Origin of the sequence: Streptomyces sp. NPDC002795, from assembly GCF_042888725.1 — a bacterium.
Lineage (GTDB): Bacteria > Actinomycetota > Actinomycetes > Streptomycetales > Streptomycetaceae > Streptomyces.
In genome coordinates, this window is record NZ_JBIAQB010000001.1 from 982,101 (window position 1) to 1,005,907 (window position 23,807).

Below are 23,807 nucleotides of genomic sequence, written 5' to 3' on the forward strand. Positions count from 1 at the left end.
CTCACTCTCTCCTGTCCTTACAGAAGGTGAACAGTGGGCGTCTTGTCGATACAAGAGGTTGACCGGGGTTTCGAGGGCTGACAGCGTTCCTGGCGCCACCCCGGGCGCCGTGCCGACAGCCACGCGCCCCCTGCTTCTCCCCCCGGGCTGCTCTGTCCCTCTGCTCCACCTTGACGCATCGGAGTTCCGCATGTCCTTCGCCCGTCCCGCGGCGGTCGTCGCCGCCGCCGTCACCCTGGCGTTCTCCCTGACCGCCTGCGGCGGCGGCTCCGCCGACGCGGGGTCCGCCACCTGTCCCGACGGAAAGATCCGGTTCGGCGTGGAGCCGTTCGAGGATCCCGCCAAGCTCACGCCCGCGGCCCAGGTCCTCGCCGACGCCCTCGGCGAGAAACTCGACTGCGAGGTCGAGCTGACCATCACGGAGGACTACTCGGCCGAAGTCCTGGCCATGCAGAACAAGAAGCTGGACCTCGCCATGTTCGGGCCGCTCGGCTACGTCTTCGCCAGTAAGCGCGCCGAGGCCGAGCCCGTCGCCTCCTTCGGCCGGTCCGACGGCCGGCTGTCCAGCTACACCGCCGGGATCTGGGTGCCCAAGAAGTCCAAGGTGTCTCGGCTCGCCGACCTCCGCGACAAGTCCCTGGCCCTGGCCTCGGTCGGCTCCACCTCCGGTGACGCGCTGCCCCGCAAGGCCCTGCTGGACGCGGGGCTGAAGAAGGAGGACGTGAAGGTCACCTACGCGGGCGGACACCCCGAGGCCCTGCTCGCCCTCAGCAAGGGCACCGTCGACGCCGCCGAGATCAACTCGCAGCAGCTCGCCACCGCGAAGAAGTCCGGGACGTTCGACCCGTCCAAGTTCCGCAAACTCTGGGCCTCCGACCCGATACCCAACGACCCGATCACCGTGCGGGGCGACCACGACGCGAAGTTCAAGAAGGCGGTCCGTGACGCCCTGCTCGATCTGCCGGCCGACAAGATCGGCAAGATCGGCGCCCTCCTCGACGCGGACCCGCCGGCCCCGCTGGTCGCCGTTCAGAAGTCCACGTACCAGCCGCTGTTCGAGCTGGCGGAAACCCTGCACCTGACCGAGAAGGACGTGTGATGCTGACACTGTCCTCGATCACCGTGCGCTACGGCGAGCAGCAGGTGCTGCACGGGGTGGATGTCACGGTGGCGGCCGGAGAACTGCTCGCCGTGCTCGGCGCCAACGGTTCGGGCAAGTCGACCCTGCTGCGCGCCGCCGCCGGACTGGAGCCCACGGCCATGGGCCACACCACCGTCGACGGCAGGCCCCGGCAGCCGTTGGACATCGCCATGGTCTTCCAGCACATCCATCTCGTACGACGCCGCAGCGTGCTGGACAACGTGTGCGCGGGCGCGCTGGGCCGGCTGCCGCTGCGCCGCTCGCTGGTCCCGGCCCTGTTTCCCGCCGACGTACGGGAGGAGGCCATGGCCTGTCTGGAGCGGGTGGGTCTGGCCGACCGGGCGCACGATCGGGCGGGCCGGCTGTCCGGCGGCCAGCAGCAGCGCGTCGCGGTCGCGCGAGCGCTGTGCCAGCGCCCCCGCGTCGTACTCGCCGACGAGCCGGTCTCGGCCCTCGACCCCGCAGCCGCCGAACAAGTCCTGGCGCTACTGGCGGACTTGGCCCACGACGAGGACCTGGCCGTGCTGGCCGTGCTGCATCAGCCCGCCCTCGCCGCGCGCCATGCCGACCGCATCGTCGGTCTGCGCGGCGGCCACGTACTCCTGGACGGGCCGCCCGACCAGGACGTCGACATCCTGTACCAGCCCGAATCCCTGAAGGCCGTGTCATGACAACCGCCGTCCGCACCGCACGCCGCAGCCCCGTCCCGGCCAGGCCGCGCCGTCCGCGCGCCCGGGCCCTCGCCGTCGCGCTCACCGTCCTGGTGGTCGCCGTTCATGTCATCGCGTGGAACGCCACGGACATGTCGTTCGCCGCGCTCGCCGAGGGCTGGAGCGGCATGGCCGACTTCCTCGGCGAGGCGTTCCCGCCCGCGCTGGGGTGGGACGTGCTGGGCCCCAGCCTGACCAGCGCGCTGGTGACCCTGTGGATCGGGCTGCTCGGCACCACGCTCTCCGTGCCCTGCTCACTCGCGCTCGCACTCCTCGCGGCGCGCGGCACCACCCCTGCCGGGTGGGTCTACCAGGGCGCGCGCTCGCTGCTCTCCTTCCTGCGGGCCGTGCCGGACGTCGTCTTCGCCCTGATCTTCGTCACGGCGGTGGGCCTCGGGCCCTTCCCCGGGGTCCTCGCCCTGATGTGCCACAACATCGGCGTGATGGGGAAGCTGTGGGCGGAGGCGCTGGAGGACGCCGACGCGGGGCCCGCGCAGGTGCTGCGCTCCGCCGGGGCGAGCCGCCTCCAGGTCGCCGCGCACGCGGTACTGCCCACGGTCACACCCCAGTTGACAGGCCTGCTGCTGTACCGCCTCGACGTCAACGTCCGGGCCTCACTGGTCCTGGGCCTGGTCGGAGCGGGCGGCATCGGCTTCCTCATCAACCAGTCGATCAAGCTGTTCCAGTTCGACGAGATGCTCACGCACATCCTCGTCGTCCTGATCCTGATCGTGGCGGTGGACCGCCTGTCGGCGACGGTGCGCCGCCGCCTTTCGTGACCCCGCCCGCTCCCCCATAGGCAGCCGACGCACGAATTGGCCATCGATTCACCACTCGGACACCGCGCCCCCTTCCCAGTGGACCAGACCTCTTGGAACACTTTGGCGACTTCTGTTCGCTTCTCCCCCACGAGGCCATAGACCCATGCCAGAACTCAATCGTCGGCGCTTCCTCCAGATCACCGGCGCAGCCGCCGGCACCGCCGGAGTCGCCGGCGGTATCGCGGCGTTGTCCGACTCCATCGACCGGGCCGCCGCGATCCCCGCGGCCCGCAGATCCGGCACGCTGGACGACGTCGAGCACATCGTCGTCCTGATGCAGGAGAACCGGTCCTTCGACCACTACTTCGGCGCGATGAAGGGCGTACGCGGGTTCGGTGACCCGCGGCCGGTCACGCTGCCCAGCGGCAAGTCGGTCTGGCACCAGGCGGACGGCGCCGGCAAGGAGACGCTGCCCTACCACCCGGACGCCGAGAACCTCGGCATGCAGTTCATCGCGGGCCTCAACCACGACTGGGGCGGCGGCCACAAGGCCTTCAACGACGGCAAGTACGACGACTGGATCGCCGCCAAGACCACGGGGACGATGGCGTATCTGACCCGCGAGGACATCCCGTTCCACTACGCGCTCGCCGACAAGTTCACCATCTGCGACGCGTACCACTGCTCGATCATCGGAGCCACCGACCCCAACCGCTACTACATGCTCTCCGGCCACGTCGGCAACGACGGCACGGGCGGTGGCCCGATCCTGGGCAACGAGGAAGCGGGCTACGGCTGGACCACGTACGCCGAACGTCTGGAGAAGGCCGGGGTCTCCTGGAAGGTCTACCAGGACATCGGTGACGGCCTGGACGCGGACGGCGGCTGGGGCTGGATCGACGACGCCTACCGCGGCAACTACGGCGACAACTCGCTGCTCTACTTCAACCAGTACCGCGACGCCAAGCCCGGCGACCCGCTCTACGACAAGGCCCGCACCGGCACCAACGCCAAGGCGGGCGACGGCTACTTCGACATCCTGCGGGCCGACGTCAAGGCCGACAAGCTGCCGAAGATCTCGTACGTCGCCGCCCCGGAGGCGTTCTCCGAACACCCCAACTTCCCCACAAACTATGGGGCTTGGTACATCTCCCAGGTCCTGGACGCGCTGACCTCGAACCCCGAGGTCTGGTCCAAGACCGCCCTGTTCATCACGTACGACGAGAACGACGGCTACTTCGACCACGTGGTGCCGCCGTATCCGCCCCGGTCCGCGGACGACGGCCGCTCCACCGTGGACACCACCCTCGATGTCTTCGAGGGGAACGCCACGTACGGGGCGGGCGTCTACGGCCTCGGCCAGCGCGTCCCGATGATCGTGGTCTCGCCCTGGTCCACCGGTGGCTACGTGTGCTCCGAGACCTTCGACCACACCTCGGTCATCCGCTTCATGGAGCGCCGCTTCGGAGTCGAGGAGCCGAACATCTCCCCCTGGCGCCGCGCCATCTGCGGCGACCTCAGCTCGGCCTTCGACTTCTCCCTCAAGGACACCGACCCGGCCGAACTCCCCGGCACCGACGCCTACGAGCCGCCGGACCACGAGCGCCATGACAGCTACGTGCCCAAGCCTCCGGCCCAGGGCGCGCTGCCCACGCAGGAGAAGGGCAGCCGCCCCTCCCGCCCACTGCGCTACGCCCCCGCGGTGGACGGCTCGGCGGACCCGGCGAACGGCCGCTATCAGCTCACCTTCACCGGCGGCTCCACGGCCGGCGCCCACTTCTACGTGACGGCTCCGGTGCGCACCGACGGCCCCTGGACCTACACCACCGAAGCCGGCAAGAACGTCTCCGACAGCTGGAACACGGATTACTCCAAGGGGACGTACGACCTGACGGTGCACGGCCCGAACGGCTTCCTGCGCGCCTTCCGCGGCCCCGGCACCACCAAGGCCCCCGAGGTCACCGCCCGCCATGTCGCCGACTCCGGGAACCTGTCCCTGACGATGACCAACCCGACGGACACCGCCGCCCACCTCACCGTCACCGACGCCTACGGCGACAAGAGCGAGACCTTCACCGTCAAGCCGGGCGCCACGGTGCGGCACACCGTCGACCTGCGCGCGAGCAAGCGCTGGTACGACGTCTCGGTGGCCTCGGACGCCGACAAGACCTTCCTGCGCCGCTTCGCGGGCCACGTCGAGAACGGCCAGGCGGGCGTGAGCGACCCGGCGATCCGCACCTGAGGCAGCCCCATGGGGGTGGGCGGGCCGTCCCGCCCACCCTTTCGGTCAGTCCCGGTCGACGTGCTCGTTCAGGACCTTGCCGTTGGCCGCGTCGATGTCGAACGTCGTCTTGTCCCAGGTGGCAGGCGTGACCACGTCGACCGACCAGACCGTGGTTCCTCCGTCGGAGTCGTCGAGGGCGACGGAGGTGACCTTGCCCTTCTTCTCGTCCGTGGCCGTCCCGGCGGCCTTCATCGCCGTGATCTTGGCCGCGGCGAGCTTGTCGGTGTTCTCCTTCTTGTCGTCCGCGTCCTGGTCCTTGTCGGACGCGGAGCCGGTCACCTTGCCGGTGACGGCGTCGATTCGTACGTCGGTGCTCGTGCCGTCCGACGCGACGATCTCGGCGTCCCACTCCGGGTTGCCCTGCTTGTCGTCGCCGAGCTCGATCTCCAGGAGCTTGCTGCCGGAGACCTCCTTCTGGGCGGTGCGTGCAGCCTTGTCCCAGTCGACCTTCGTCGCGGAGAGCAGCTTCTTTCGCTCGGCCTGGTCCTCGTTCAGCCGGCCGGTCGGCGTCGCGTCGCTGGCCTGGTCCTGCTGGGAGGCGCTCTCGCTTTCCTTGGCGCCCGAGGAGGTGTCGTCCCCCTCGTCCGAGGAGCAGGCGCTCAGCAGGGAGAGGGACGCGGCGACGGCGCACACGACGCCGACGGCACGCCCTCGCGCGCTTCGGTTGCTCCGCTTCACGGGTACAGAGTGCATCGGTGAGCCTTTCGTGCCCTGGTCAGCCGGGGGATCCGCGTCGCGCGACGCGGACGCTCGCTGATCGTCCCAGCCTCTCCGGGGCTCGGCATCCCGACAGCCGTCAGCCCTTCCGTCAGCCCTTCTTCAGCTCCTCGGCGAGCATCACGATGATGCCGCTGGGGCCGCGGACGTACGTGAGCTTGTAGATGTCCTCGTAGGTACCCACGCCGCGAAGCGGGTGGCATCCGTGCCTGGCGGCCGTCGCGAGGGCCTCGTCGATGTCGTCGACCGAGAAGGCGACACGGTGCATGCCGATCTCGTTGGGCAGCGTCGGCTCCGTCTCGATCGCTTCGGGGTGGATGTACTCGAAGAGTTCGAGGCGGCCGTTCCCGTCCGGCGTCTGGAGCATCGCGATCTTGGCGTGATTCCCGTCGAGGCCGACGGCGGTGTCGGTCCACTCGCCGCTGACCGTGTCCCGGCCGAGGACCGTGAGGCCGAGGTCGGTGAAGAAGGAGATCGTTGCTTCGAGGTCCCGAACAGCGATGGCGACGTTCTCGAGTTTGATGGCCATGCGTCGCATGCTACGAGCCGGGCGGCCGGCTAGGCGGGCGTTACGAGCTCTGGGTGTTCGTGCTCGCAGGTCTCGTCGATGCCGTAGGTGTCCCAGGCGGGGAATGGGTCGGCGGTCGGCGGGTTCTCGGTGTCCGCCATGAGGCAGGCGGTCAGCGCGGTGTGCAGTGCGGGCGCGTCGAGGTGGGTGCCGATGAAGACGAGTTCCTGGCCCTCGGGGCTCTCGGTGTCACGGGCGGCGGAGGGTTCGAAGCGGGCGACGGATCCCGCCTGTGACCACAGGCCCGTCACCTTGGGGCGGCTGGCCAGGGTGAAGAAGCCCTTCGAGCGCAGGACCCGGCCGTAGGCGCCACCGTCCAGGTCCTCCGTCACGAAATGCCACAACCGGTCGGGATGGAAAGGCAGTTGGGAGCGGAAGACCGTGGAGGAGATGCCGTACGCCTCGGTCTCGGGCACATGGTCGCCGTTGAGTTCACGGACCCAGCCAGGGGCTTGTTGGGCGCGGTCGAGGTCGAAGAGCTCGGTGCCCAGGACGTCGCTCACAGCTACGCGTCCGTGTACCGCCGGGACGACACGGGCGACGGGGTTGAGGCGGGCCAGTACCGCCCGGAGCCGATCGGCCGCCGCGTGGTCGACGAGGTCGAGCTTGTTGACCACGATGACGTCGGCGAACTCGATCTGGTCCATCAGCAGATCGCTGACGGTGCGCTCGTCGTCCTCGTACTGGTCCAGGCCGCGCTCGACCAGTTCGTCGCCGCTGTCCAGCTCGGTCAGGAAGTTCGCCGCGTCGACGACCGTGACCATGGTGTCCAGGCGGGCGATGTCCCCGAGCGTCGCACCGTCGTCGCGGGCGAACGCGAAGGTGGCGGCCACCGGCATCGGCTCGGAGATCCCGGACGACTCGATGAGGAGATGGTCGAAGCGGCCCTCGCGGGCCAGCCGGTCGACCTCCTCCAGCAGGTCGTCGCGCAGGGTGCAGCAGATACAGCCGTTGGTCAGCTCGACGAGGCGTTCCTCGGTGCGGGACAGGGCGGCCTCGCCGCCGCGCACCAGCGCGGCGTCGATGTTGACCTCGCTCATGTCGTTGACGATGACGGCGACCCGCAGCCCTTCGCGGTTGCCGAGCACATGGTTGAGGAGGGTGGTCTTGCCGGCTCCGAGGAAGCCGGACAGGACCGTGACGGGGAGTCGGTCGGAGGTCATGTGCGGTCAGCCCTCTGGCCGCAGCAGCCCGCGCTCGTACGCCTTCACCAGGCGCTGCGGCACGAGGTACGGGACGCCGTCGACGGTGACCGGGGCGAGCTGGGGCGTGGTCGCCTTCCACTGGGCGCGGCGGTGGCGGGTGTTACTGCGGGACATCTTCCGCTTGGGAACGGCCATGGGGTCCTCCATCAGGCATCAGGTGGGGCGCGGTGCGACACAGGGAAGCTATATGAAAATGGATCCCATTACCAAATCCACCGAAGGGCCTGAGCCCGTCGCGGGAGCGAATTGCGTTAAGGGAGCATCAAGCCGCTGGTGACAGGCCATACTTGAGGGCACGGGGGCGGGATGGCCTCACGTTGATTCGAAGCAAGGAGGCGGCGCCCGGTGAGCAGCGTCACGACGGGACTGCAGAAGATCGAAGTCAGGCTTCGATGGGATCCGAGTCCCGTGGGGCAGTCACCACGCCATCTCGACATCGTCGCCGCGACCTACTCCGACGACGACCCCGAAGGGGACCCCGCGTACGTCGTGCACTACGACAGCCGCTCCCCCGACGGCACGATCAACATGACCCGGCACAGCGAGACCGGCATGGGTTTCGGCTTCGTCGAGGTGATGGCTCTCGAACTCGACCGCCTGGCGTCCTCCTACGCGCGGGTGGTGGTCGGAGTGGTGATCCATCAGGACGCCGACCCGCGCACCTTCGCCGACATCGAGAACGCCGGCGTCGTCATCGTGGAGAAGTACACGGACCTCCTGGAGACCGACTTCACGCCGGTGGCCGGGTCCACCGCCGCGACCATCGTGGAATTCCGGCGGAACGACGCCGGGGCCTGGAAGCTCCACGAACTGATCCAGGGCTTCGACTGCGACGCGACCGCGTTCCCCGCCGAAATGGGCAGCGCCCGGCCCATCTGACCCGCGCAGCCCGCTCGGCTCGGCTCAGCTCAGTTCGAAGCCGTGGTAGTGGCTCACCGCGATGCCGTTGGTGAGGTCGCGGTAGAGGCCTACGCCGCCGATGAACGGCATGAACACCCGTTGTTTGCCGGGGATGTTGGCGCCCATGTACCAGGACGCGGCCTGCGGCATGAGCGTGAGGTCGGCGAGGTCGTTGGTGGTGGTGACCCAGTTCTCCTCGGCGTCGGGGTCGGCCTCCATGCGGTGCAGTCCGCGCTCGCGCAGGTGCGTGAGGGCGCGGGTGATCCAGTCCACGTGGTGCTCGATCGAGGTCATCATGTTGGAGAGGACGGACGGGCTCTGGGGTCCTGTCACCGTGAAGAGGTTGGGGAAGCCGGCCGACATCAGGCCGAGATACGTGCGCGGGCCGTGCTCCCACTTCTCCCGTAGCGAGCGCCCCTCGGCGCCCCGGATGTCGATGGCGTTCAGGGCGCCGGTCATCGCGTCGAATCCGGTCGCCATGATGATGACATCGGCGTCGTACGTGCCCCCGTCCTCGGTGCGGATCCCGCGCTCGGTCATCCGGGCGATCGGCCGTTCGGCGAGGTCGACCAGCGTGACGTTGTCCTGGTTGAAGACTTCGAAGTAGCCGGTGTCGACGCACATCCGCTTGCTGGCGATCGGGTACGTGCGCGGGGTGAGCCGCTCGGCGAGTTCGGGGCTCTTGACCTTCTCGCGGATCCGGGTGCGGACGTATTCGGCGACGGCCTCGTTGGCCTCCGCGTCCCTGAGCAGGTCACTGAAGCCGCTGCCGAAGCACAGCCCGCCGATGTCCCAGCGCCGGTCCAACTCCCCCGCGATTTCCGCCTCTTCCGTCTCGGTCAGCAGCACCTGCGCCTCTTCGTCGCAGTCGAAGCCCTTCGAGGAGGCGCGGGACACCTCACGCCGTTCGGGGTAGCGTGCCCGCGCCTCGGCGAGGCGGGCGGCATTGGGGCCGTTGTGGGCGGGCACGGCGTAGGACGGGGTGCGCTGGAAGACGGTGAGCGAGCCGACCAGCGGGGCGATCGCGGTGATGGTCTGCAGCCCGGAGGAACCGGTGCCGATCACGGCCACCCGCTTCCCGGCCAGGTCGGCGCCCTCGTGGGGCCAGTTCGACGTCCACAGCACTTCGCCCGCGAAGTCCGCGAGGCCCTTGAAGTCGGGCCGGGAGGGTACGGACAGGCAGCCGGTGGCCGCGATGACGTGGCGGGCGGTGCGGGGTGTGCCGTCGGAGGCCGTCACCGTCCAGCGCTGCGCCGCGTCGTCCCAATGGAGCGCCTGGACACGGGTGTTGAAGGCGATGTCCTTGCGGAGGTCGAAGCGGTCGGCGACGTGGCGTACGTAGGAGAGGATCTCTGGCTGGGCCGCGTAGCGTTCGCTCCAGTCCCACTCCTGTTCCAGGTCCGCGTCGAAGGAGTAGGAGTACTCGACGGACTCGATGTCGCAGCGGGCTCCGGGGTAGCGGTTCCAGTACCAGGTGCCTCCGACGTCCGCACCGGCCTCGATGACGCAGGTGTCGAAGCCGAGCGCGCGCAGCCGGTGCAGTTGGTAGAGGCCGGCGAAACCGGCACCGATGACGATGACATCATGGTCGGCCATGGCTCACACCACCCTTTCGGCGACGAACTTGTTGATGTGTTCCGCCACCAGCCGCAGCCCGTCCTCGAAGCCCGGCAGGATGCCCACCATCTGGAAGAAGGCGTGCATCTGGCCCGCCGCCTCCTCCAGAGCCACCGGGACTCCCGCGTCGCGGAGCGCGTGCGCGTAGGCGACACCTTCGTCGTGCAACGGGTCGTACTCGGCGACGTGGACGAACGCCGGGGGCAGTCCCGCGAGGCTTTCGGCGCGCAGCGGGGAGGCGTCCGGGTGTGTGCGGGCCTGCTCGTCGGGGAGGTAGTGGTTCCAGAACCAGATCATGGTGTCGCGGGCGAGCAGGAGTTGGTTCTGCGGAGCGATGTACGAGGGCCGGTCCATGTCGCAGTCGGTGACGGGGTAGACGAGCGCCTGGTAGTCGATGGTGGGGCCGCCGCGGTCGCGGGCCCACCGGGCCATGACCGCGGCGATGTTGCCGCCCGCGCTGTCGCCCGCGACGAGCAACGGGGCGCCATGCGGGGCGAGTTCGGCGGCCCGTTCGGCGGTCCAGGTCAGGGCAGCCCAGCTGTCCTCGATCGCGGTCGGGAACGGGTACTCGGGCGCCTTGCGGTAGTTGACCATCACCACGGTCGCCTGCGTCGCGTTCGCGAGACGGCGGCCCACGTGGTCGTACTGAAGGTCGATGTCTCCGACGACCCAGCCGCCGCCGTGGAAGTACACGATGATCGCCTGCGGTGTGCCCGCGGGGCGCAGCACCCGCGTGCGGAAGCGCCCGCCGTCCCTGCCCTCGATCTTGACGTCCCGTACCGCGCCGACCTCCGGGCCCCGGCCGCTGAGACCGGAGAGGACCGGGCCGTGCAGCCGGGCGATGGCCGGTGTGGACTCGTGCATCGCCGGCCCTTCGGCCTTGGCCAACTCCGCCAGAAACGCCTGGGTCACCGGTTCCAGTGGCATACGGCCGTCCCCTCGTCGATGTGCTCGTCTTCTCGGAGGTGATGCTCGTACGGCGAGCGGGACCGGTCCCGCGCACCGGCCGCTGTACCGTGCACGGGCCATGGTCGCCGGAGATCCTCGCGGGGTCCAGACCTCGGCAGGGGCCGGCTCGCGCCCTTGGTGTACGTCCGGGGGCGCCGCGCTCTTCCCCGCCCCACGGTCGTGATCTACGTTTGGCATCGCCCCGCCACCGAAAGGCCGACGATGCCGTTTCCCACCAGCGTCCAGCACCATCCGGTCGTCCAGCAGGCGGTCCGCCGTCTCGACGAGCTCGGCGACCCCCGCTTCGGACAGACGCTGGTGCGCTGCCTGGACGACACGCTGGCCCGCACCATCCGCCCGATGCCCGACGGCACCGCCTTCGTCGTGACGGGCGACATCCCCGCCATGTGGCTGCGCGACTCGACGACGCAGATGATGCCCTACCTGGCGCTCCTGAAGGACGACACGGACCTCCAGGACCTCCTCCTCGCCGTGCTGCGCCGCCAGTTCCAGCAGATCGCGCACAATCCGTACGCCAACGCGTTCAACGCCGAGCCCTCCGGGCTGACCTATGACGCGGACGACCTGTGCGAGGACCCCTGGGTGTGGGAGGAGAAGTACGAGGTCGACTCCCTCGCCTTCCCGCTCCTGCTGGCCCATCGCTTCTGGCGGGCGACCGGCCGCACCGAGCATGTGGCGCAGGCGATGGAGGCGGCGCGCGCCGCGATCTCCGTATGGCGCACGGAGCAGGACCACGAGAACCTCTCCAAGTACCGCTTCGTGCGGACGAACGTCCCGCCGACCGAGACCCTGAAGAACGGGGGACGCGGAACGCCCGTCGCCCGGACCGGGATGACCTGGAGCGGGTTCAGGCCCAGCGACGACGCGTGCACCTACGGATACAACGTGCCCGCCAACCTGTGCGCCGCCGCGGCCCTCGACGGCGTCGCCAAGATGGCTCAGTACGTTCAGGACACTGAACTCGCCGACGCGGCCGCAGAGTTGGCGGGCGAATTGCGTACGGCGACGCGGCGACACGGCACCGTCGACCACCCCGACCATGGCCCGATCTACGCCTACGAGGTCGACGGACTCGGCAACGCGCTCCTGTCGGACGACGCCAACATGCCCAGCCTGCTGTCCCTTCCGCTGGTCGCGGACGTATCGCCGACGGATCCGCTGTACCTGGCCACCCGCGCGTTCGTGCTCTCCCCCGCCAATCCGACCTGGTACCGCGGCACGGCCGCCGAGGGCGTGGGCAGCCCCCACACCCCTGACGGCCACATCTGGCCGATCGCCCTCGCCGTGGAGGGACTGACCAGCAACGACCCTGACCGGCGGCTTCAGTTGCTGCACACCCTGATCGACACCGACGCCGGAACAGGCGCGATGCACGAGTCCTTCCACAAGGACGACCCGGACCAGTTCACCCGCGACTGGTTCTCGTGGGCCAACGCCATGTACGCGGAACTGGCCCTGGACCTGGCCGGGTTCGGCACCCGCTCCTGGTGGGACACGTCGGCGCACTTTCAGTACGGCTAGGGCTTGTTTCGAAAGTAGCGTCGTCCGCCCAGGCCCCGCGAGGCAGACGGGACGTTCGAAACACGCCCTAGTACGGCAGCCCCTCCGACGCCGCGCGCAGGGCGACGTCCAGGCACGCGGCGAACTCGTCGTAGGAGGCGTCGGGTTGGTCCGCGTAGCGGCGGGCGAAGTTCTCCGCGGCCGCGCGCAGGGCGCCGTTGAGTGTCGCCGCGTGCACCGTCACGCGCAGGTCGTCGGCGGCGTCACCGGAGCGTTCCGCGAGTAGACGGCCGAGGACGGGGAGCGCGTCGTCGTGGGCCTGGAGCCAGACGGCGCGCAGCGCGGGTTCGGTCGAGGTCATGCGGATCAGGGCGAGGATGGTGGGCGTGCCCGGCGGCAGATCGCCCGTCCCGCGCGTCTCGGCGAAGAAGTCCAGCAGGTCCATCTCCGGTGGCCAGTGGCGCAGTTGGGCCACGGCGAAGTCGAGTCCCGCCGTGAGCAACGGGAGCACGCAGCTCTCCTTCGTCGGGAAGTGGCGCCACAGCGTGCGCGAGGAGACGCCGACAGCCCGCGCTATCTGCTCGCCCGTCGTGGCGGTGACGCCCTGGGTGGTGAACAGGCGCACCGCCTCGCAGGCGATCTCGAACCGGAGCGCGGCCTTGCGGCGTTCGGCGAGCGAGGGCCGCTCGTCCGTCGGAGCCTCCTGCCACCACTCTTCCCATGGCATCTGTCGCATGCCGCCATCTTGTCACTGAGTGACACGCGACTCTACTCTGCGGTAGCTGACCGGCGAGTAACCACCGTGCTCTCGACCGGAGTTGGCAGGCGTACGCATGCCCCCGTACCCTCCCCCACTTGGTCAAGGAGTTGCTCATGCCGTCCCCCACCAGGCGCGCCCTGCTCACCGGTGCCGCCGCCCTCACCGCCGTGACCGCCCTTCCCTCCCCGACCGCCTCGGCGGCGCCCGCCCGCGTGAAGCTCACCCGCGAGGAACACCGCGTCGTCATCATCGGATCCGGCTTCGGCGGCGGCGTCGCCGCGCTGCGGCTCGCCCAGTCCGGCGTCCCGGTGACCGTGCTCGAACGCGGGCGGCGCTGGCCGACCGGCCCGAACGCGGAGACCTTCCCCCACGTGTCCGGGCTCGACAAGCGGATGCTCTGGTACGGCACCCTGCCCGAGGCCGTCCGGCCTCTCGCCCGACTGATCGGCACCCCGCTCGGCTTCACGCCCTACACCGGCCTCCTCGAACCGGTCCTCGGCGAGAACATCCTCAGTGTGTGCGCGGCCGGGGTCGGCGGCGGATCGCTCGTCTACCAGGGCATGACGCTCCAGCCCTCGGAGTCCGTCTTCAACAGCTGGCTGCCCGAGGGCCTCGACTACCGGCGTATGGACCGGGTCCACTATCCGCGCGTCGCCCGCATGCTCAAGGCGGCCACCGCCCCCGACCAACTCATCGGCTCACCCACGTACTTCGCGTCGCGGGTCTTCGGCGAACGGGTCCGCAAGGCAGGATACGGCCTGGAGAAGATCCCCATGCCGATCGACTGGGACTACGCCCTGGCCGAACTGCGCGGCGAGATGAAACCGTCGTACACGAACGGCGACTGCGCGCTCGGCGTCAACAACGGCGGCAAGCACTCCGTGGACGTGACGTACCTGAAGCAGGCCGAGGCGACCGGCAAGGTCGCCGTCGCCACCCACCACAACGTCACCTCCGTGGCCCGCGCCGCCGACGGCCGCTGGGAGGTGCACGTCGACCGCACCGACGACTCCGGTGTCGTACAGGAACAGAAGGTGCTCACCACCCGCGCCCTGATCATGGCGGCCGGCAGCGTCAACACCAGCAAGCTCCTGGTCCGCGCGGGCGCGACCGGCGCCATCCCCGACCTGCCCGACGGCCTCGGTGAGGGCTGGGGCACCAACGGCGACCGCATCTACGCCTGGACCAGCCTCCAGGAGGACTTCGGCAGCGAGCAGGGCGGCCCCGTCGTCTACGGCAGCAAGGACTGGGCGGATCCCGCCACCGCGAACACCGTCATCCAGGCCTCCCTGCCGCCCCTGGGCCTCGACCTCCGCACCACGATGCTGGTCGGATTCGGCGTCAGCTCCGACCGCGGCCACCTGCGCTACAACGGCGCCACCGACTCGGTATCCCTGCACTGGCCCGCGGGCGGCGACTCCGGCAGCTACCGCGCCATCCACCAGCGGGTGACGAAGATCTCCGAGGGACTCGGCACCCTCGTCGACACCAACTCACTGGTCAACAGCACCTGGCACCCGCTCGGAGGCGCGCCGATGGGCACCGTGTGCGACCTGGAGGGACGCGTCCAGGGACAGCGCGGCCTGTACGTCCTCGACGGCGCGCTCATCCCCGGCACCACCGGCGCCTGCAACCCCTCGATGACCATCGCGGCGGTCGCCGAACGCGCCATGGACAGCATCACCGCGGAGGATGTCGGCACCGTCATCTGACAGACAACTGCACACAACCTCACGTGAGTTCGTTACGCCACGATTGACCTGCACGATCCACGCCCGACGCCCCCGGCGCCGTAACATGTCCCGGTTGTCCGGCCCAGGCTGGGCAACTCCGGGCAGCTCGAGGGCACTTGCGTCGCTTCCGCCGGGCTGTCGTCGTCTCGACGTTGGGACCCGATGGACGCCACTCGCGCACACGACGAGCTCGGCCTGCTCGAAGCGGAGCTGACCGAACGGCTCGACGCTCCGGCGCACTTCTTCGCGAAGGACGCCGCCGCCCCGCGCACCCTGGTCGACATCCTGGACGCGACCGTACGGGCACACCCCGACGAACCCGCTCTCGACGACGGCGTGCGCCGTCTGACGTACCGCGCGCTGGACGCCGAGGTCGGGCGGCTGCGCCGCCGTCTGGCCGGGGCGGGGGTGGGGCGCGGCGACCGGGTCGGCGTGCGCGTTCCGTCCGGCACGAACGACCTGTACGTGGCGATCCTCGCCGTACTCGCCGCGGGCGCCGCGTACGTACCCGTGGACGCCGAGGATCCGGACGAGCGGGCCGAACTCGTCTTCGGCGAGGCGGGGGTGAGGACTGTGATCGGGGCGGGGCTCACCTTCACCGTCGCGGAGCCCTTCGCCGCTCCGGTCGGGCGGCCCGGGCCCGAGGACGACGCGTGGGTCATCTTCACGTCCGGTTCGACCGGGCGGCCCAAGGGCGTCGCCGTCAGCAACCGCAGCGCCGCGGCGTTCGTGGACGCGGAGGCCGCGCTCTTCCTCACCGAGGATCCGATCGGGCCCGGCGACCGGGTCATGGCGGGCCTGTCCGTCGCGTTCGACGCGTCCTGCGAGGAGATGTGGCTGGCATGGCGGCACGGCGCCTGCCTGGTTCCGGTGCCGCGCTCGCAGGTGCGCGGCGGCGCCGACCTCGGGCCCTGGCTGGCCGAGCAGGAGATCACCGTCATCTCCACCGTGCCGACGCTGGCCGCCCTGTGGGAGCCGGAGGCCCTCAACGACGTCCGGCTGCTGATCTTCGGCGGCGAGGCATGCCCGCCCGAACTCGTCCAGCGCCTCGTCACCGAGGGCCGCGAGGTGTGGAACACGTACGGGCCGACCGAGGCCACCGTCGTCACCTGCGCCTCCCTGATGACCGGCGCGGAACCGGTCCGCATCGGGCTGCCGCTGGACGGCTGGGAACTGGCCGTCGTCGACGAGGCCGACCGGCCCGTCCCGATGGGTGCCAGCGGTCAACTCGTCATCGGCGGCGTGGGGTTGGCGCGTTATCTCGACCCGGTCAAGGACGCCGAGAAGTACGCGCCGCTGCCCGCCCTGGGCTGGGAGCGCGCCTACCGCAGCGGTGACTTGGTCAAGGCCGACCCCGAAGGTCTGGTCTTCCTCGGACGCGGCGACGAGCAGGTCAAGCTCGGCGGACGGCGCATCGAGCTGGGCGAGGTCGACGCCGCGCTGCAGGCACTGCCCGGCGTCGCGGGCGCGGCCTGCGCCGTGCGCACCGCGCGCGGCGGCAACCAGTTGCTCGTCGGCTACCTCGTCACCCAGGAGGGCTGGCAGCACGCGGCCGCCGTGGACAAGCTGCGGGGCCAACTGCCCGCCGCACTGGTGCCGTTGCTCGCCCCCGTCGCCGAGCTGCCGACGCGCACCTCCGGCAAGGTCGACCGCGACGCGCTGCCGTGGCCGCTGCCCGATGTGGAGACCGGCGCCCCGGCCGAGCAGCTGTACGGCACCGAGGCATGGCTCGCCGAGCAGTGGAGCGAGTCCCTCGGCGTCCCCGTGACCGGCGCGCACGACAACTTCTTCGCCATCGGAGGCGGCAGCCTCGCCGCCGCCCAGCTGACCACACGGCTGCGCACCCGCTACCCGAACGCCGCCGTCATCGACATCTACGAGCGTCCAGTCCTGCGCAAGCTGGCCCGCCGCCTGGAGAAGTCGGCGCAGGACGACGCCGCGGAGCGGTCCATCACCCCGGTCCCGACTCGCGCCAAGCTCATCCAACTGGCGCTCCTGGTACCGCTGTTCTCCCTGAACGGTCTGCGCTGGACGGTCGCGCTCGCCGCGCTGGCGGACGTCCTGCACCGGTTCGGCGGCTACGCGTGGGCCCCGTCCGCCTCCTGGTGGCTGATCGCCCCGGCGGCGCTGCTCCTGTTCAGCCCGCCGGGCCGGCTCGCGCTCGCGGCGGGCGGCGCACGGCTGCTGCTGCGTGGCGTCGGCCCGGGCACGTATCCGCGCGGCGGCGGTGTCCATCTGCGGCTGTGGGCCGCCGAGCGCCTCGCCGAGCACAGCGGTGCCACCTCCCTCACCGGCTCCTGGCTGCAGCGCTACGCCCGCGCGCTCGGCGCCCGAATCGGATCCGACGTCGACCTGCACTCGCTGCCTCCGGTCACCGGACTGCTCAAGCTCGGCCGCGGCTGCGCCGTCGAGAGCGAGGTCGACCTGTCGGGGCACTGGCTCGACGGGGACCGTCTGGAGATCGGCGCCGTGAAGGTCGGCGCGGGAGCGGTGGTCGGCACCCGGAGTGTGCTGTTCCCCGGCGCCCGGGTCGGCAAGCGCGCCGAGATCGCGCCGGGCTCCGCCGTTCAGGGCCACGTCCCGACCGGTCAGCGTTGGGCGGGCTCCCCGGCGGTCAAGCTCGGCAAGGCCAAGCGGGAGTGGCCGGGACTGCGTCCGCCGCGCACGGTGGGCTGGCGCGCGATGTACGGCGCCGCGGGCCTCGCCCTCACCCTCCTCCCGCCGCTGTCCGCCCTCCCCGCCCTGCTGGTCGCGCGCGCCTTCGTGCCCGCGGGCGCCGGGCTCAGCGAGGCCGTGCGCGGCGCGCTGCTCGCCGTCGTCCCCGCGGCCCTCGCCTACGGACTCACGTACGCCGTGCTGATCCTGGCCGGTGTCCGCCTCGCCGGACGTGGCCTGAGCGCCGGTACGTTCCCGGTGCACAGTCGGGCGGGCTGGCAGTCCTGGACCGTCACGCAGCTGATGGACCTGTCCCGGCAGACGCTGTTCCCCCTGTACGCGGGGCTCGTCACGCCCGTGTGGATGCGGCTGCTCGGCATGCGCGTGGGCCGGGACGCCGAGGTGTCCACGGTGCTCGCGCTGCCCGGCCTCACCACGGTCGGCGACGGCGCGTTCCTCGCCGACGACACGCTGACCGCGCCGTACGAACTCGGGGGCGGCTGGGTCCGGATCGGGCACGCGCGGATCGGCCGCCGGGCGTTCCTCGGCAATTCGGGCATGACGGCGCCCGGCCGTTCGGTGCCTGACGACGGTCTGGTGGGCGTCCTGTCGGCCACCCCGAAGAAGGCCAAGCAGGGCAGTTCGTACTTGGGTCTGCCGCCGGTCCGGCTGCCGCGCCCGGCCACCGGTGTCGATCCGAGCCGCACCTACACGCCGCCGGTGCGGCTGCGCTGGGCGCGCGCCGTGGTCGAACTGGGCCGACTCGTCCCGGTGTTCTGCTCGGTGACTCTGGTGGTCCTGGTGCTCGGCGCGCTGGCCGCCGTCGCGGCGGCGCACGGCCTGTGGGTGGCCGCGCTTGTCAGCGGCCCCGTCCTGCTGTCGGCCGGCGTGCTCGCGTGCGTGGTGTCGATCGTGGCGAAGTGGCTGCTGGTCGGCCGCCATCGGACGGGCGAGCATCCGCTGTGGTGCGGGTTCGTGTGGCGGGGTGAACTGGCCGACACCTTCGTGGAGATGCTCGCCGTGCCGTGGCTCGTCGGCTCGGTGCCCGGCACGCCCGTCCTGACCGCCTGGCTGCGTGGGCTCGGCGCGCGCATCGGGGCGGGTGTGTGGTGCGAGAGCTACTGGCTGCCGGAGACCGATCTGGTCACTCTGGAGGCCGGGGTGAGCGTGAACCGGGGCTGTGTCCTGCAGACGCACCTCTTCCACGACCGGATCTTGCGGACGGATACTGTGACCCTTCGCGAGGGCGCAACACTCGGTCCTGGCGGAATCGTGCTGCCGGGCAGCGAGATCGGCAGCAGGAGCACGCTCGGGCCCGCGTCCCTGGTGATGGCCGGCGAGTCGGTGCCGCCGGGGAGCCGGTGGCTGGGCAACCCGATAGAGGCCTGGCGCCCGTGAACCGGTGGGCACCGACCGCGCGTTGGCCATGTCGTAGGAGTGCGAGTACTGCGAGTACAGGGACAGGGAGCGGACGAGCCGTGAACGGGCAGCACTACGGTCAGCACAAGGCGGACCCCTATTTCCCGTCCAACGGGGACTCCCGCTACCGGGTGCACCGTTACGAACTCGACCTGGACTACCGGCCGGAGCCCAACCGGCTGGCCGGCACGGCGCGGCTCAGTGCCATCGCGGGCCGCACCGAACTGGACGAATTCCAGCTGAACTTCGCCGATTTCCGTATCGGCCGGGTCCGGGTCGACGGCCGCCCCGCGCACTACACGCTGCGCGGTGGGCGACTACGCATCCGGCCGGCGAAGCCACTGGCCGCGAGCGCCGCGTTCACCGTGGAAGTGCACTACTCCGGCAATCCGAAACCGGTGAAGAGCTTCTGGGGCGGCCTGGGTTGGGAGGAGCTGACCGACGGCGCGCTCGTCGCCAGCCAGCCGGTCGGCGCCCCCTCCTGGTACCCGTGCAACGACCGCCCCGCCGACAAGGCCGCGTACCAGATCTCCCTCACCACCCCCTCCACGTACCAGGTGGTGATCGGGGGTCGCCTCCTCACCCGTACGACCAGGGCCTCGACCACGACGTGGCTGTACGAGCAACCAGCCCCCACGTCAAGCTACTTGGTCGGCCTGGCCATCGGCCGATACCAGACAGCGCTGCTCGGCGATCCGGGCCTCGACGGGGTCCCGCAGACCGGCCACTTCCCGGCCCACCTGCTCACCGACTTCTCCCGCGACTTCGCGCGCCAGCCGCAGATGATGGCCCTGTTCCAGGAGTTGTTCGGCCCCTACCCCTTCGGCGAGTACGCGGTCGTGGTCGCCGACGAGGAACTCGACGTACCGGTGGAGGCGCAGGGCCTGTCACTGTTCGGCACCAACCACCTTGACGGCGCCCGCGGTTCGGAGCGGCTGATCGCCCACGAGCTGGCCCACCAGTGGTTCGGCAACAGCGTCACCGTCGCCGACTGGCGGCACATCTGGCTCAACGAGGGCCTCGCCAAGTACGCCGAGTGGCTCTGGTGCGAACGCTCGGGCGGCCGCGACGCCCAGACCCTGGCCGCCACGGCCCACCGCCTGCTCGCAGGCCTCCCCGAGAACCTGTCCCTGGCCGACCCCGGCCGCAAGCACATGTTCGACGACCGCCTCTACGAACGCGGCGCCCTGGCGATCCACGCCCTGCGCTGCGCACTCGGCGACGAGGCGTTCTTCCGGACCCTGCGCACCTGGACGGACCTGCACCGCCACGGCGTCGTCACGACCGAGATGTTCGCCGCGCACGTGGAGCGGTTCGCGCGCCACTCTGTGGACCAGGTGTTCCGGGCGTGGGTGTACGGGACGGCGCTGCCGGAGGTGCCGGTTCTGGTGGCCTGAGATCGTCGATGATCAGGCGTGCAGGATCGGCCGGTAGACGAGTTCCTGGATGTGACTGTCGAGCGTGCGGTGTTCGAGCAGCTCCAGATCGAAGTCGGCCGCGCCCTGGAAGATCGGGTCGAGCCCGCTCTGCCCCGTGATCACAGGGAAGAGCGTCACCTGGACCCGGTCCACCAGGCCTGCGGCCATCAGCGCACGGTTCATGGACAGACTGCCGTGCGAACGCAACGGCACGGGAGACTCCTGCTTGAGCCGCGCGACGACATCGACGGCGTCGCCCCGCGCGACGGTCGCGTCCGGCCAGTCGAGCGGCCCTTCGAGCGTGGTCGACACGACCGTGGCCGGCAGGCTCCTCATCCGCGTCACCCAGGGGTCACGCACCTCCGACTCCTCGGTGCTCGCCGCCAGCATCCGCGCGAACGCCCGGTACGTGTGGGCCCCGAAGACCATCCGTTGCTCCTCGCGGTACAGGTCGAGGCGGTGATCGAGCAGCTCGGGGCCCTGCTTCCCCCAGTAGCCGGTCCAGCCGCCGCCATCGGCGGCGCCGAAGCCGTCGAGGCTGGAGAAGACGTCGAATGTGTAGGAAGCAGCCATGGTGCCCTCCTGGCCCGCGATGGATCGCCCGTCATAAGTGCAGACCGGACATCACGGCGGAATTCATCGCCCTGGCCTCTACGGCGCCAGCTCCCGCTCCGCCTCCGCCGCACGCTCGACCACGGTCGCACGCTGCTCCTCCGTGAAGAGGCCCGCGGCGCTCCACTTGGCCGCGGTCCGCTCCACCTGGCGGACGAAGTCGCGGTGCCCGGCGAACGGCGCGCCGTCCCACACCACGTCGAGGAAGGTCAGGCCCTCGTCGCCGGGTGAGGTGACGCCGTCGACCGGTACGTCGTAGTCCGGCAGGTTGTCGTCGCGCTTGCGGTTGGGTACGCCGGTGGCGAGGGAGCCGAAGACCACCTCGGGTTCGACGCGCTTGAAGTAGGCGGACTGGGGCTGCCGGTCGCCGACGTAGTGCGGGCGCAGGGTGCGGTTGCCGACGGCGAGGGTCTGGCCGCGGCGCGGGGTGATCGCCGACCGGGCGTAGTCGCCGTCGAGCTTGAGGTGTTGATAGAGCGTCAGCTCCTGGAACTCGCCCTTGGCCACCTCGCCGAGCACCGGCATCATCAGCGGGCCCCAGAAGACCGACTGGATCTCCGGACGGTCGATGGCGCGCTCGATGCGGACGGTGAACGGCATCGAGACCTCGACGGTGTCGCCGGGGCGCCAGTCGCGGTCGATGGTGAGGTAGCTGCCCGGCTTCGGGCGCGGGCCGGTCTGGCGGCGTCCGTTGACCGAGACCGTGAAGCCGTCCCCGGTGTCGGCCACCCAGCCGGGGACGCGCAGCTTGAGGGCGAGCCGGCCGCTGCCGTCGATCTTCAGTGTGCTGCTCTGTTCGCGCGGGAAGCGGGTCTTCTGGGTGACCGTAAAGTCCCTCTCCCGCCAGTGCAGGGTGGAGGGGATGTACAGGTTGACCCAGAGGGTCTTGTCGTCGGCCGAGCGGAAGTACACCGTCTCCTGGTACTTGGTGCCGCCTTCGAGGCCGCTGCCGCCGCAGCACGTGCCGGTGTTGTCGTAGTCGCGGGCGGCGCCCGGGGTCAGCGGCTGGAAGTAGGCGAGCTGCGGATCGTCCGTCCGGTCCGTGTCGGCGCGCTGCCCGAGCACCATGTTGACCAGGCCGCGCTCGTAGTAGTCCATGTAGGCCGGGTCGGGATCGAAGGTGAAGAGATTGCGCGCCAGCTTCAGCAGGTTGTACGTGGTGCAGGACTCGGCGCCGTCGCCCGCGATGGCGTGGGCGATGTTGTCGCGGTTCTGGAACGCCTCGGGGTTGGTGTTGGCGCCGGGGACGGTGCCGCTGGTGCCTCCGTGGGCGAACATCCGGTGGGGGACGACCATGCCGAAGAAGTTCTCCGCCGCGCGCCGGTAGTCGTCGTCCCGGTTCTGTTCGAAGACCCGTAGGTAGCCGACGAAGTTGGGGACGTGTGTGTTGGCGTGCAGGTGGTTCGGGCGTCTGCGGCCGGGGCGGTTCTCATCGGTGGTGACGAGGATGTCGCGGTCCTCGACACACGCGGCGAAGAGCGACTCGCGGCTGTCGAAGAGCCGGGCCGTCTCCAGGTGGCGGGCGTCGCCGGTGAGCGCGTGGATCTCGGCGAGGACCTCGTTGGCGCCGCCGTACTCCCCCGCGATGTAGGTGTCCCACAGGTAGTTCAGGTCGTCGCGGGTGAGGGGCCCCTTGTAGTCGGGGTGCTCGATGTCGCCGAGTGTCAGGGCCAGATGGGACCAGTCCGCCATGTGCCGGACGATCTCGAAGGCCTGCTCGTTGCCGGTGAGGGTGTACGCGTCGAGGAGGCCGCGCATGATCTTGTGCTGGGTGTACCAGGGTGCCCAGGTGTTGGTGTCTGGGTCGGCGCCGTACACGGCGAACCGGGGCGGTCCCGCGCGCAGCACGGTGTCCTCGGGCAGCGCGCCGAGGTAGCCCGGGTGAACCGTCTTGCCTTTCAGGGCGTCCTGGCAGGCACCGAGCTCACGCACCATGCGGTCGAGCTTGTCCTTGTAGACCTGTTCGCCCTGGTCGACGTGGGACTGGGCGAGGGCCGTGAGGTAGTGGCCGGCCCAGTGGCCGCTCAGCAGGCCGCCGTCCTCCCAGCCGCCGGGGACCTCGACGCCGGGCGGGTTGGGCCGGCCCGCGGTCTTGTTGAACAGCACGAGGAAGCGGCGCTCGTCGTAGGCGCGGATGAAGGCCTTCACTCTGTCGCGCTTCTCCTGGAACAGGCCCTTGCCCAGGGTTACGTCGTTCAGCCGGAAGGGCCGGACGGGGGCCGTGCTGCCCGCGCCGACGTACGGCGGCAGGTCCTTCGGAAGGGCGAGCGCGTCCGCCGCGCCGGTGCCGGGCGTGGCCGCCTGGGCAGCCGTCTGGGCGGTCGCCGGCCAGGATCCGGCTGCCACGGTTGCGGCGCCGAGGGCTGAAGCGGCCATGAAGTCCCGCCGTCGTATGAAGCGGCCACCGGATGTCGTCATGCCCCTCCCCTTTCACGGGAGTTACGGCTTCGTTCGGAATACCGAACCGCCTCTGACTTACCGAACAATCCTGAGCGGGCAACAAGATCTCACGCGGGGTGGACCACCCGTCAACACCTCTGCACACACCGGACACAGCCCCTCTGGAGCGATTTCCGGCCCTGGCCGACTATCGCCGTCGCGGCGATTCACTCATGAATGCCCTTTATGCGAGGTGCCTTCATCATTTCCGCCTCAAACAATCTTGAACCGAAAGAGGCGCTGGCCAGAGCGCCTGTTCGACTCAACCCCAGCCCTGTATACGAAGTTTGGAGGCATGAGACCCCCCGCTCTTGGACAGCGATCCGCTCAGACCGTGCGGCTCCCGAGTCCTGGAGCTATGTACCGTCTCGGGCTGCCGCGCCAGGGCAAGATTCCTCA

Annotated in this window: 18 protein-coding genes; 9 read left to right on the plus strand and 9 right to left on the minus strand. The window is 70.2% G+C overall.

Translation table 11 applies throughout. The features are described from left to right. The first annotated feature begins 190 nt into the window (after positions 1-190). The 4 genes from ACFYWS_RS04320 to ACFYWS_RS04335 all read left to right on the plus strand — a co-directional run bounded on the left by ACFYWS_RS04320 (position 191) and on the right by ACFYWS_RS04335 (position 4,854). Positions 191-1,099 (plus strand): phosphate/phosphite/phosphonate ABC transporter substrate-binding protein, encoded by a 909-nt coding sequence (locus ACFYWS_RS04320; RefSeq protein ID WP_389269336.1) that lies wholly within the window; start codon positions 191-193, stop codon positions 1,097-1,099. Further along, positions 1,099-1,812: a phosphonate ABC transporter ATP-binding protein gene (locus ACFYWS_RS04325; protein WP_389269338.1), complete on the plus strand. Its 714-nt coding sequence runs from the start codon at positions 1,099-1,101 to the stop codon at positions 1,810-1,812. Before ACFYWS_RS04320 ends, ACFYWS_RS04325 begins: the two co-directional genes overlap by 1 nt. After that, positions 1,809-2,630 carry a phosphonate ABC transporter, permease protein PhnE gene (phnE, locus tag ACFYWS_RS04330; protein ID WP_389269340.1) on the plus strand — a complete coding sequence of 274 codons (822 nt, stop codon included), beginning with the start codon at positions 1,809-1,811 and terminating at the stop codon, positions 2,628-2,630. The genes ACFYWS_RS04325 and phnE overlap by 4 nt, the downstream gene beginning before the upstream one ends. Positions 2,631-2,775: 145 nt before the next feature. Then, the gene (locus ACFYWS_RS04335) at positions 2,776-4,854 is read left to right on the plus strand and encodes a phosphocholine-specific phospholipase C (RefSeq protein WP_389269342.1); all 2,079 of its coding nucleotides are present in this window, start codon (positions 2,776-2,778) and stop codon (positions 4,852-4,854) included. Positions 4,855-4,899: 45 nt separating this feature from the next. On the opposite strand, the gene ACFYWS_RS04340 is transcribed toward ACFYWS_RS04335, so the two are convergent. The 4 genes from ACFYWS_RS04340 to rpmF all read right to left on the minus strand — a co-directional run bounded on the left by ACFYWS_RS04340 (position 4,900) and on the right by rpmF (position 7,521). After that, positions 4,900-5,574, minus strand: a complete 675-nt coding sequence (locus ACFYWS_RS04340; protein ID WP_389269344.1) for a PepSY domain-containing protein — start codon at positions 5,572-5,574, stop codon at positions 4,900-4,902. 130 nt (positions 5,575-5,704) lie between these two features. Continuing rightward, positions 5,705-6,142, minus strand: coding sequence for a VOC family protein (locus tag ACFYWS_RS04345; protein ID WP_389269346.1), 438 nt, complete (start codon positions 6,140-6,142; stop codon positions 5,705-5,707). Between the two features lie 29 nt (positions 6,143-6,171). Continuing rightward, positions 6,172-7,344: a GTP-binding protein gene (locus tag ACFYWS_RS04350; protein ID WP_389269348.1), complete on the minus strand. Its 1,173-nt coding sequence runs from the start codon at positions 7,342-7,344 to the stop codon at positions 6,172-6,174. Between the two features lie 6 nt (positions 7,345-7,350). Further along, positions 7,351-7,521 carry a 50S ribosomal protein L32 gene (gene rpmF, locus ACFYWS_RS04355; protein WP_389269350.1) on the minus strand — a complete coding sequence of 57 codons (171 nt, stop codon included), beginning with the start codon at positions 7,519-7,521 and terminating at the stop codon, positions 7,351-7,353. A gap of 210 nt (positions 7,522-7,731) precedes the next feature. Here rpmF and ACFYWS_RS04360 point away from each other — a divergent pair, with 210 nt between their 5' ends. Then, positions 7,732-8,265: a TerD family protein gene (locus tag ACFYWS_RS04360; protein WP_389269352.1), complete on the plus strand. Its 534-nt coding sequence runs from the start codon at positions 7,732-7,734 to the stop codon at positions 8,263-8,265. A 24-nt stretch (positions 8,266-8,289) separates the two neighbouring features. Here ACFYWS_RS04360 and ACFYWS_RS04365 read toward each other — a convergent pair whose 3' ends face one another. After that, complete coding sequence (locus ACFYWS_RS04365) at positions 8,290-9,882, minus strand: flavin-containing monooxygenase (protein WP_389269354.1); 1,593 nt, start codon at positions 9,880-9,882, stop codon at positions 8,290-8,292. Positions 9,883-9,885: 3 nt separating this feature from the next. Beyond that, the gene (locus tag ACFYWS_RS04370; RefSeq protein WP_389269357.1) at positions 9,886-10,830 is read right to left on the minus strand and encodes an alpha/beta hydrolase; all 945 of its coding nucleotides are present in this window, start codon (positions 10,828-10,830) and stop codon (positions 9,886-9,888) included. A 243-nt stretch (positions 10,831-11,073) separates the two neighbouring features. On the opposite strand from ACFYWS_RS04370, the gene ACFYWS_RS04375 reads away from it, so the two are divergent. Beyond that, entirely contained in the window at positions 11,074-12,393 is a 1,320-nt protein-coding gene (locus ACFYWS_RS04375; RefSeq protein ID WP_389269359.1) for a glycoside hydrolase family 125 protein, read from the plus strand. Between the two features lie 67 nt (positions 12,394-12,460). Here ACFYWS_RS04375 and ACFYWS_RS04380 read toward each other — a convergent pair whose 3' ends face one another. Next, positions 12,461-13,108 (minus strand): TetR family transcriptional regulator, encoded by a 648-nt coding sequence (locus tag ACFYWS_RS04380; RefSeq protein ID WP_389269361.1) that lies wholly within the window; start codon positions 13,106-13,108, stop codon positions 12,461-12,463. Positions 13,109-13,245: 137 nt separating this feature from the next. On the opposite strand from ACFYWS_RS04380, the gene ACFYWS_RS04385 reads away from it, so the two are divergent. The 3 genes from ACFYWS_RS04385 (at position 13,246) to ACFYWS_RS04395 (ending at position 20,336) form a co-directional block, all read left to right on the plus strand. Then, a complete protein-coding gene (locus tag ACFYWS_RS04385) occupies positions 13,246-14,844 on the plus strand; it encodes a GMC oxidoreductase (RefSeq protein ID WP_389269363.1) in 1,599 nt (532 codons plus the stop codon). Positions 14,845-15,027: 183 nt separating this feature from the next. Further along, positions 15,028-18,918, plus strand: coding sequence for a Pls/PosA family non-ribosomal peptide synthetase (locus ACFYWS_RS04390; protein ID WP_389269365.1), 3,891 nt, complete (start codon positions 15,028-15,030; stop codon positions 18,916-18,918). 80 nt (positions 18,919-18,998) lie between these two features. Next, positions 18,999-20,336, plus strand: a complete 1,338-nt coding sequence (locus tag ACFYWS_RS04395; RefSeq protein WP_389269367.1) for a M1 family metallopeptidase — start codon at positions 18,999-19,001, stop codon at positions 20,334-20,336. Between the two features lie 12 nt (positions 20,337-20,348). Here ACFYWS_RS04395 and ACFYWS_RS04400 read toward each other — a convergent pair whose 3' ends face one another. Both ACFYWS_RS04400 and ACFYWS_RS04405 read right to left on the minus strand, forming a co-directional pair. Continuing rightward, entirely contained in the window at positions 20,349-20,930 is a 582-nt protein-coding gene (locus ACFYWS_RS04400; RefSeq protein ID WP_389269369.1) for a dihydrofolate reductase family protein, read from the minus strand. A gap of 78 nt (positions 20,931-21,008) precedes the next feature. Further along, positions 21,009-23,387: a beta-L-arabinofuranosidase domain-containing protein gene (locus tag ACFYWS_RS04405; RefSeq protein WP_389269371.1), complete on the minus strand. Its 2,379-nt coding sequence runs from the start codon at positions 23,385-23,387 to the stop codon at positions 21,009-21,011. Positions 23,388-23,807 lie beyond the last annotated feature (420 nt).

What these genes read in the sequence shown, in the direction of transcription:
- ACFYWS_RS04325 (WP_389269338.1), top strand. Translation starts at nt 1,099, where the DNA reads ATGCTGACACTGTCCTCGATCACCGTGCGCTACGGCGAGCAGCAGGTG.
- phnE (WP_389269340.1), top strand. Translation starts at nt 1,809, where the DNA reads ATGACAACCGCCGTCCGCACCGCACGCCGCAGCCCCGTCCCGGCCAGG.
- rpmF (WP_389269350.1), bottom strand. Translation starts at nt 7,521, where the DNA reads ATGGCCGTTCCCAAGCGGAAGATGTCCCGCAGTAACACCCGCCACCGC.
- ACFYWS_RS04365 (WP_389269354.1), bottom strand. Translation starts at nt 9,882, where the DNA reads ATGGCCGACCATGATGTCATCGTCATCGGTGCCGGTTTCGCCGGCCTC.
- ACFYWS_RS04400 (WP_389269369.1), bottom strand. Translation starts at nt 20,930, where the DNA reads ATGGCTGCTTCCTACACATTCGACGTCTTCTCCAGCCTCGACGGCTTC.
- ACFYWS_RS04380 (WP_389269361.1), bottom strand. Translation starts at nt 13,108, where the DNA reads ATGCGACAGATGCCATGGGAAGAGTGGTGGCAGGAGGCTCCGACGGAC.
- ACFYWS_RS04390 (WP_389269365.1), top strand. Translation starts at nt 15,028, where the DNA reads ATGGACGCCACTCGCGCACACGACGAGCTCGGCCTGCTCGAAGCGGAG.
- ACFYWS_RS04335 (WP_389269342.1), top strand. Translation starts at nt 2,776, where the DNA reads ATGCCAGAACTCAATCGTCGGCGCTTCCTCCAGATCACCGGCGCAGCC.
- ACFYWS_RS04385 (WP_389269363.1), top strand. Translation starts at nt 13,246, where the DNA reads ATGCCGTCCCCCACCAGGCGCGCCCTGCTCACCGGTGCCGCCGCCCTC.
- ACFYWS_RS04345 (WP_389269346.1), bottom strand. Translation starts at nt 6,142, where the DNA reads ATGGCCATCAAACTCGAGAACGTCGCCATCGCTGTTCGGGACCTCGAA.
- ACFYWS_RS04350 (WP_389269348.1), bottom strand. Translation starts at nt 7,344, where the DNA reads ATGACCTCCGACCGACTCCCCGTCACGGTCCTGTCCGGCTTCCTCGGA.
- ACFYWS_RS04405 (WP_389269371.1), bottom strand. Translation starts at nt 23,387, where the DNA reads ATGACGACATCCGGTGGCCGCTTCATACGACGGCGGGACTTCATGGCC.
- ACFYWS_RS04370 (WP_389269357.1), bottom strand. Translation starts at nt 10,830, where the DNA reads ATGCCACTGGAACCGGTGACCCAGGCGTTTCTGGCGGAGTTGGCCAAG.
- ACFYWS_RS04375 (WP_389269359.1), top strand. Translation starts at nt 11,074, where the DNA reads ATGCCGTTTCCCACCAGCGTCCAGCACCATCCGGTCGTCCAGCAGGCG.
- ACFYWS_RS04320 (WP_389269336.1), top strand. Translation starts at nt 191, where the DNA reads ATGTCCTTCGCCCGTCCCGCGGCGGTCGTCGCCGCCGCCGTCACCCTG.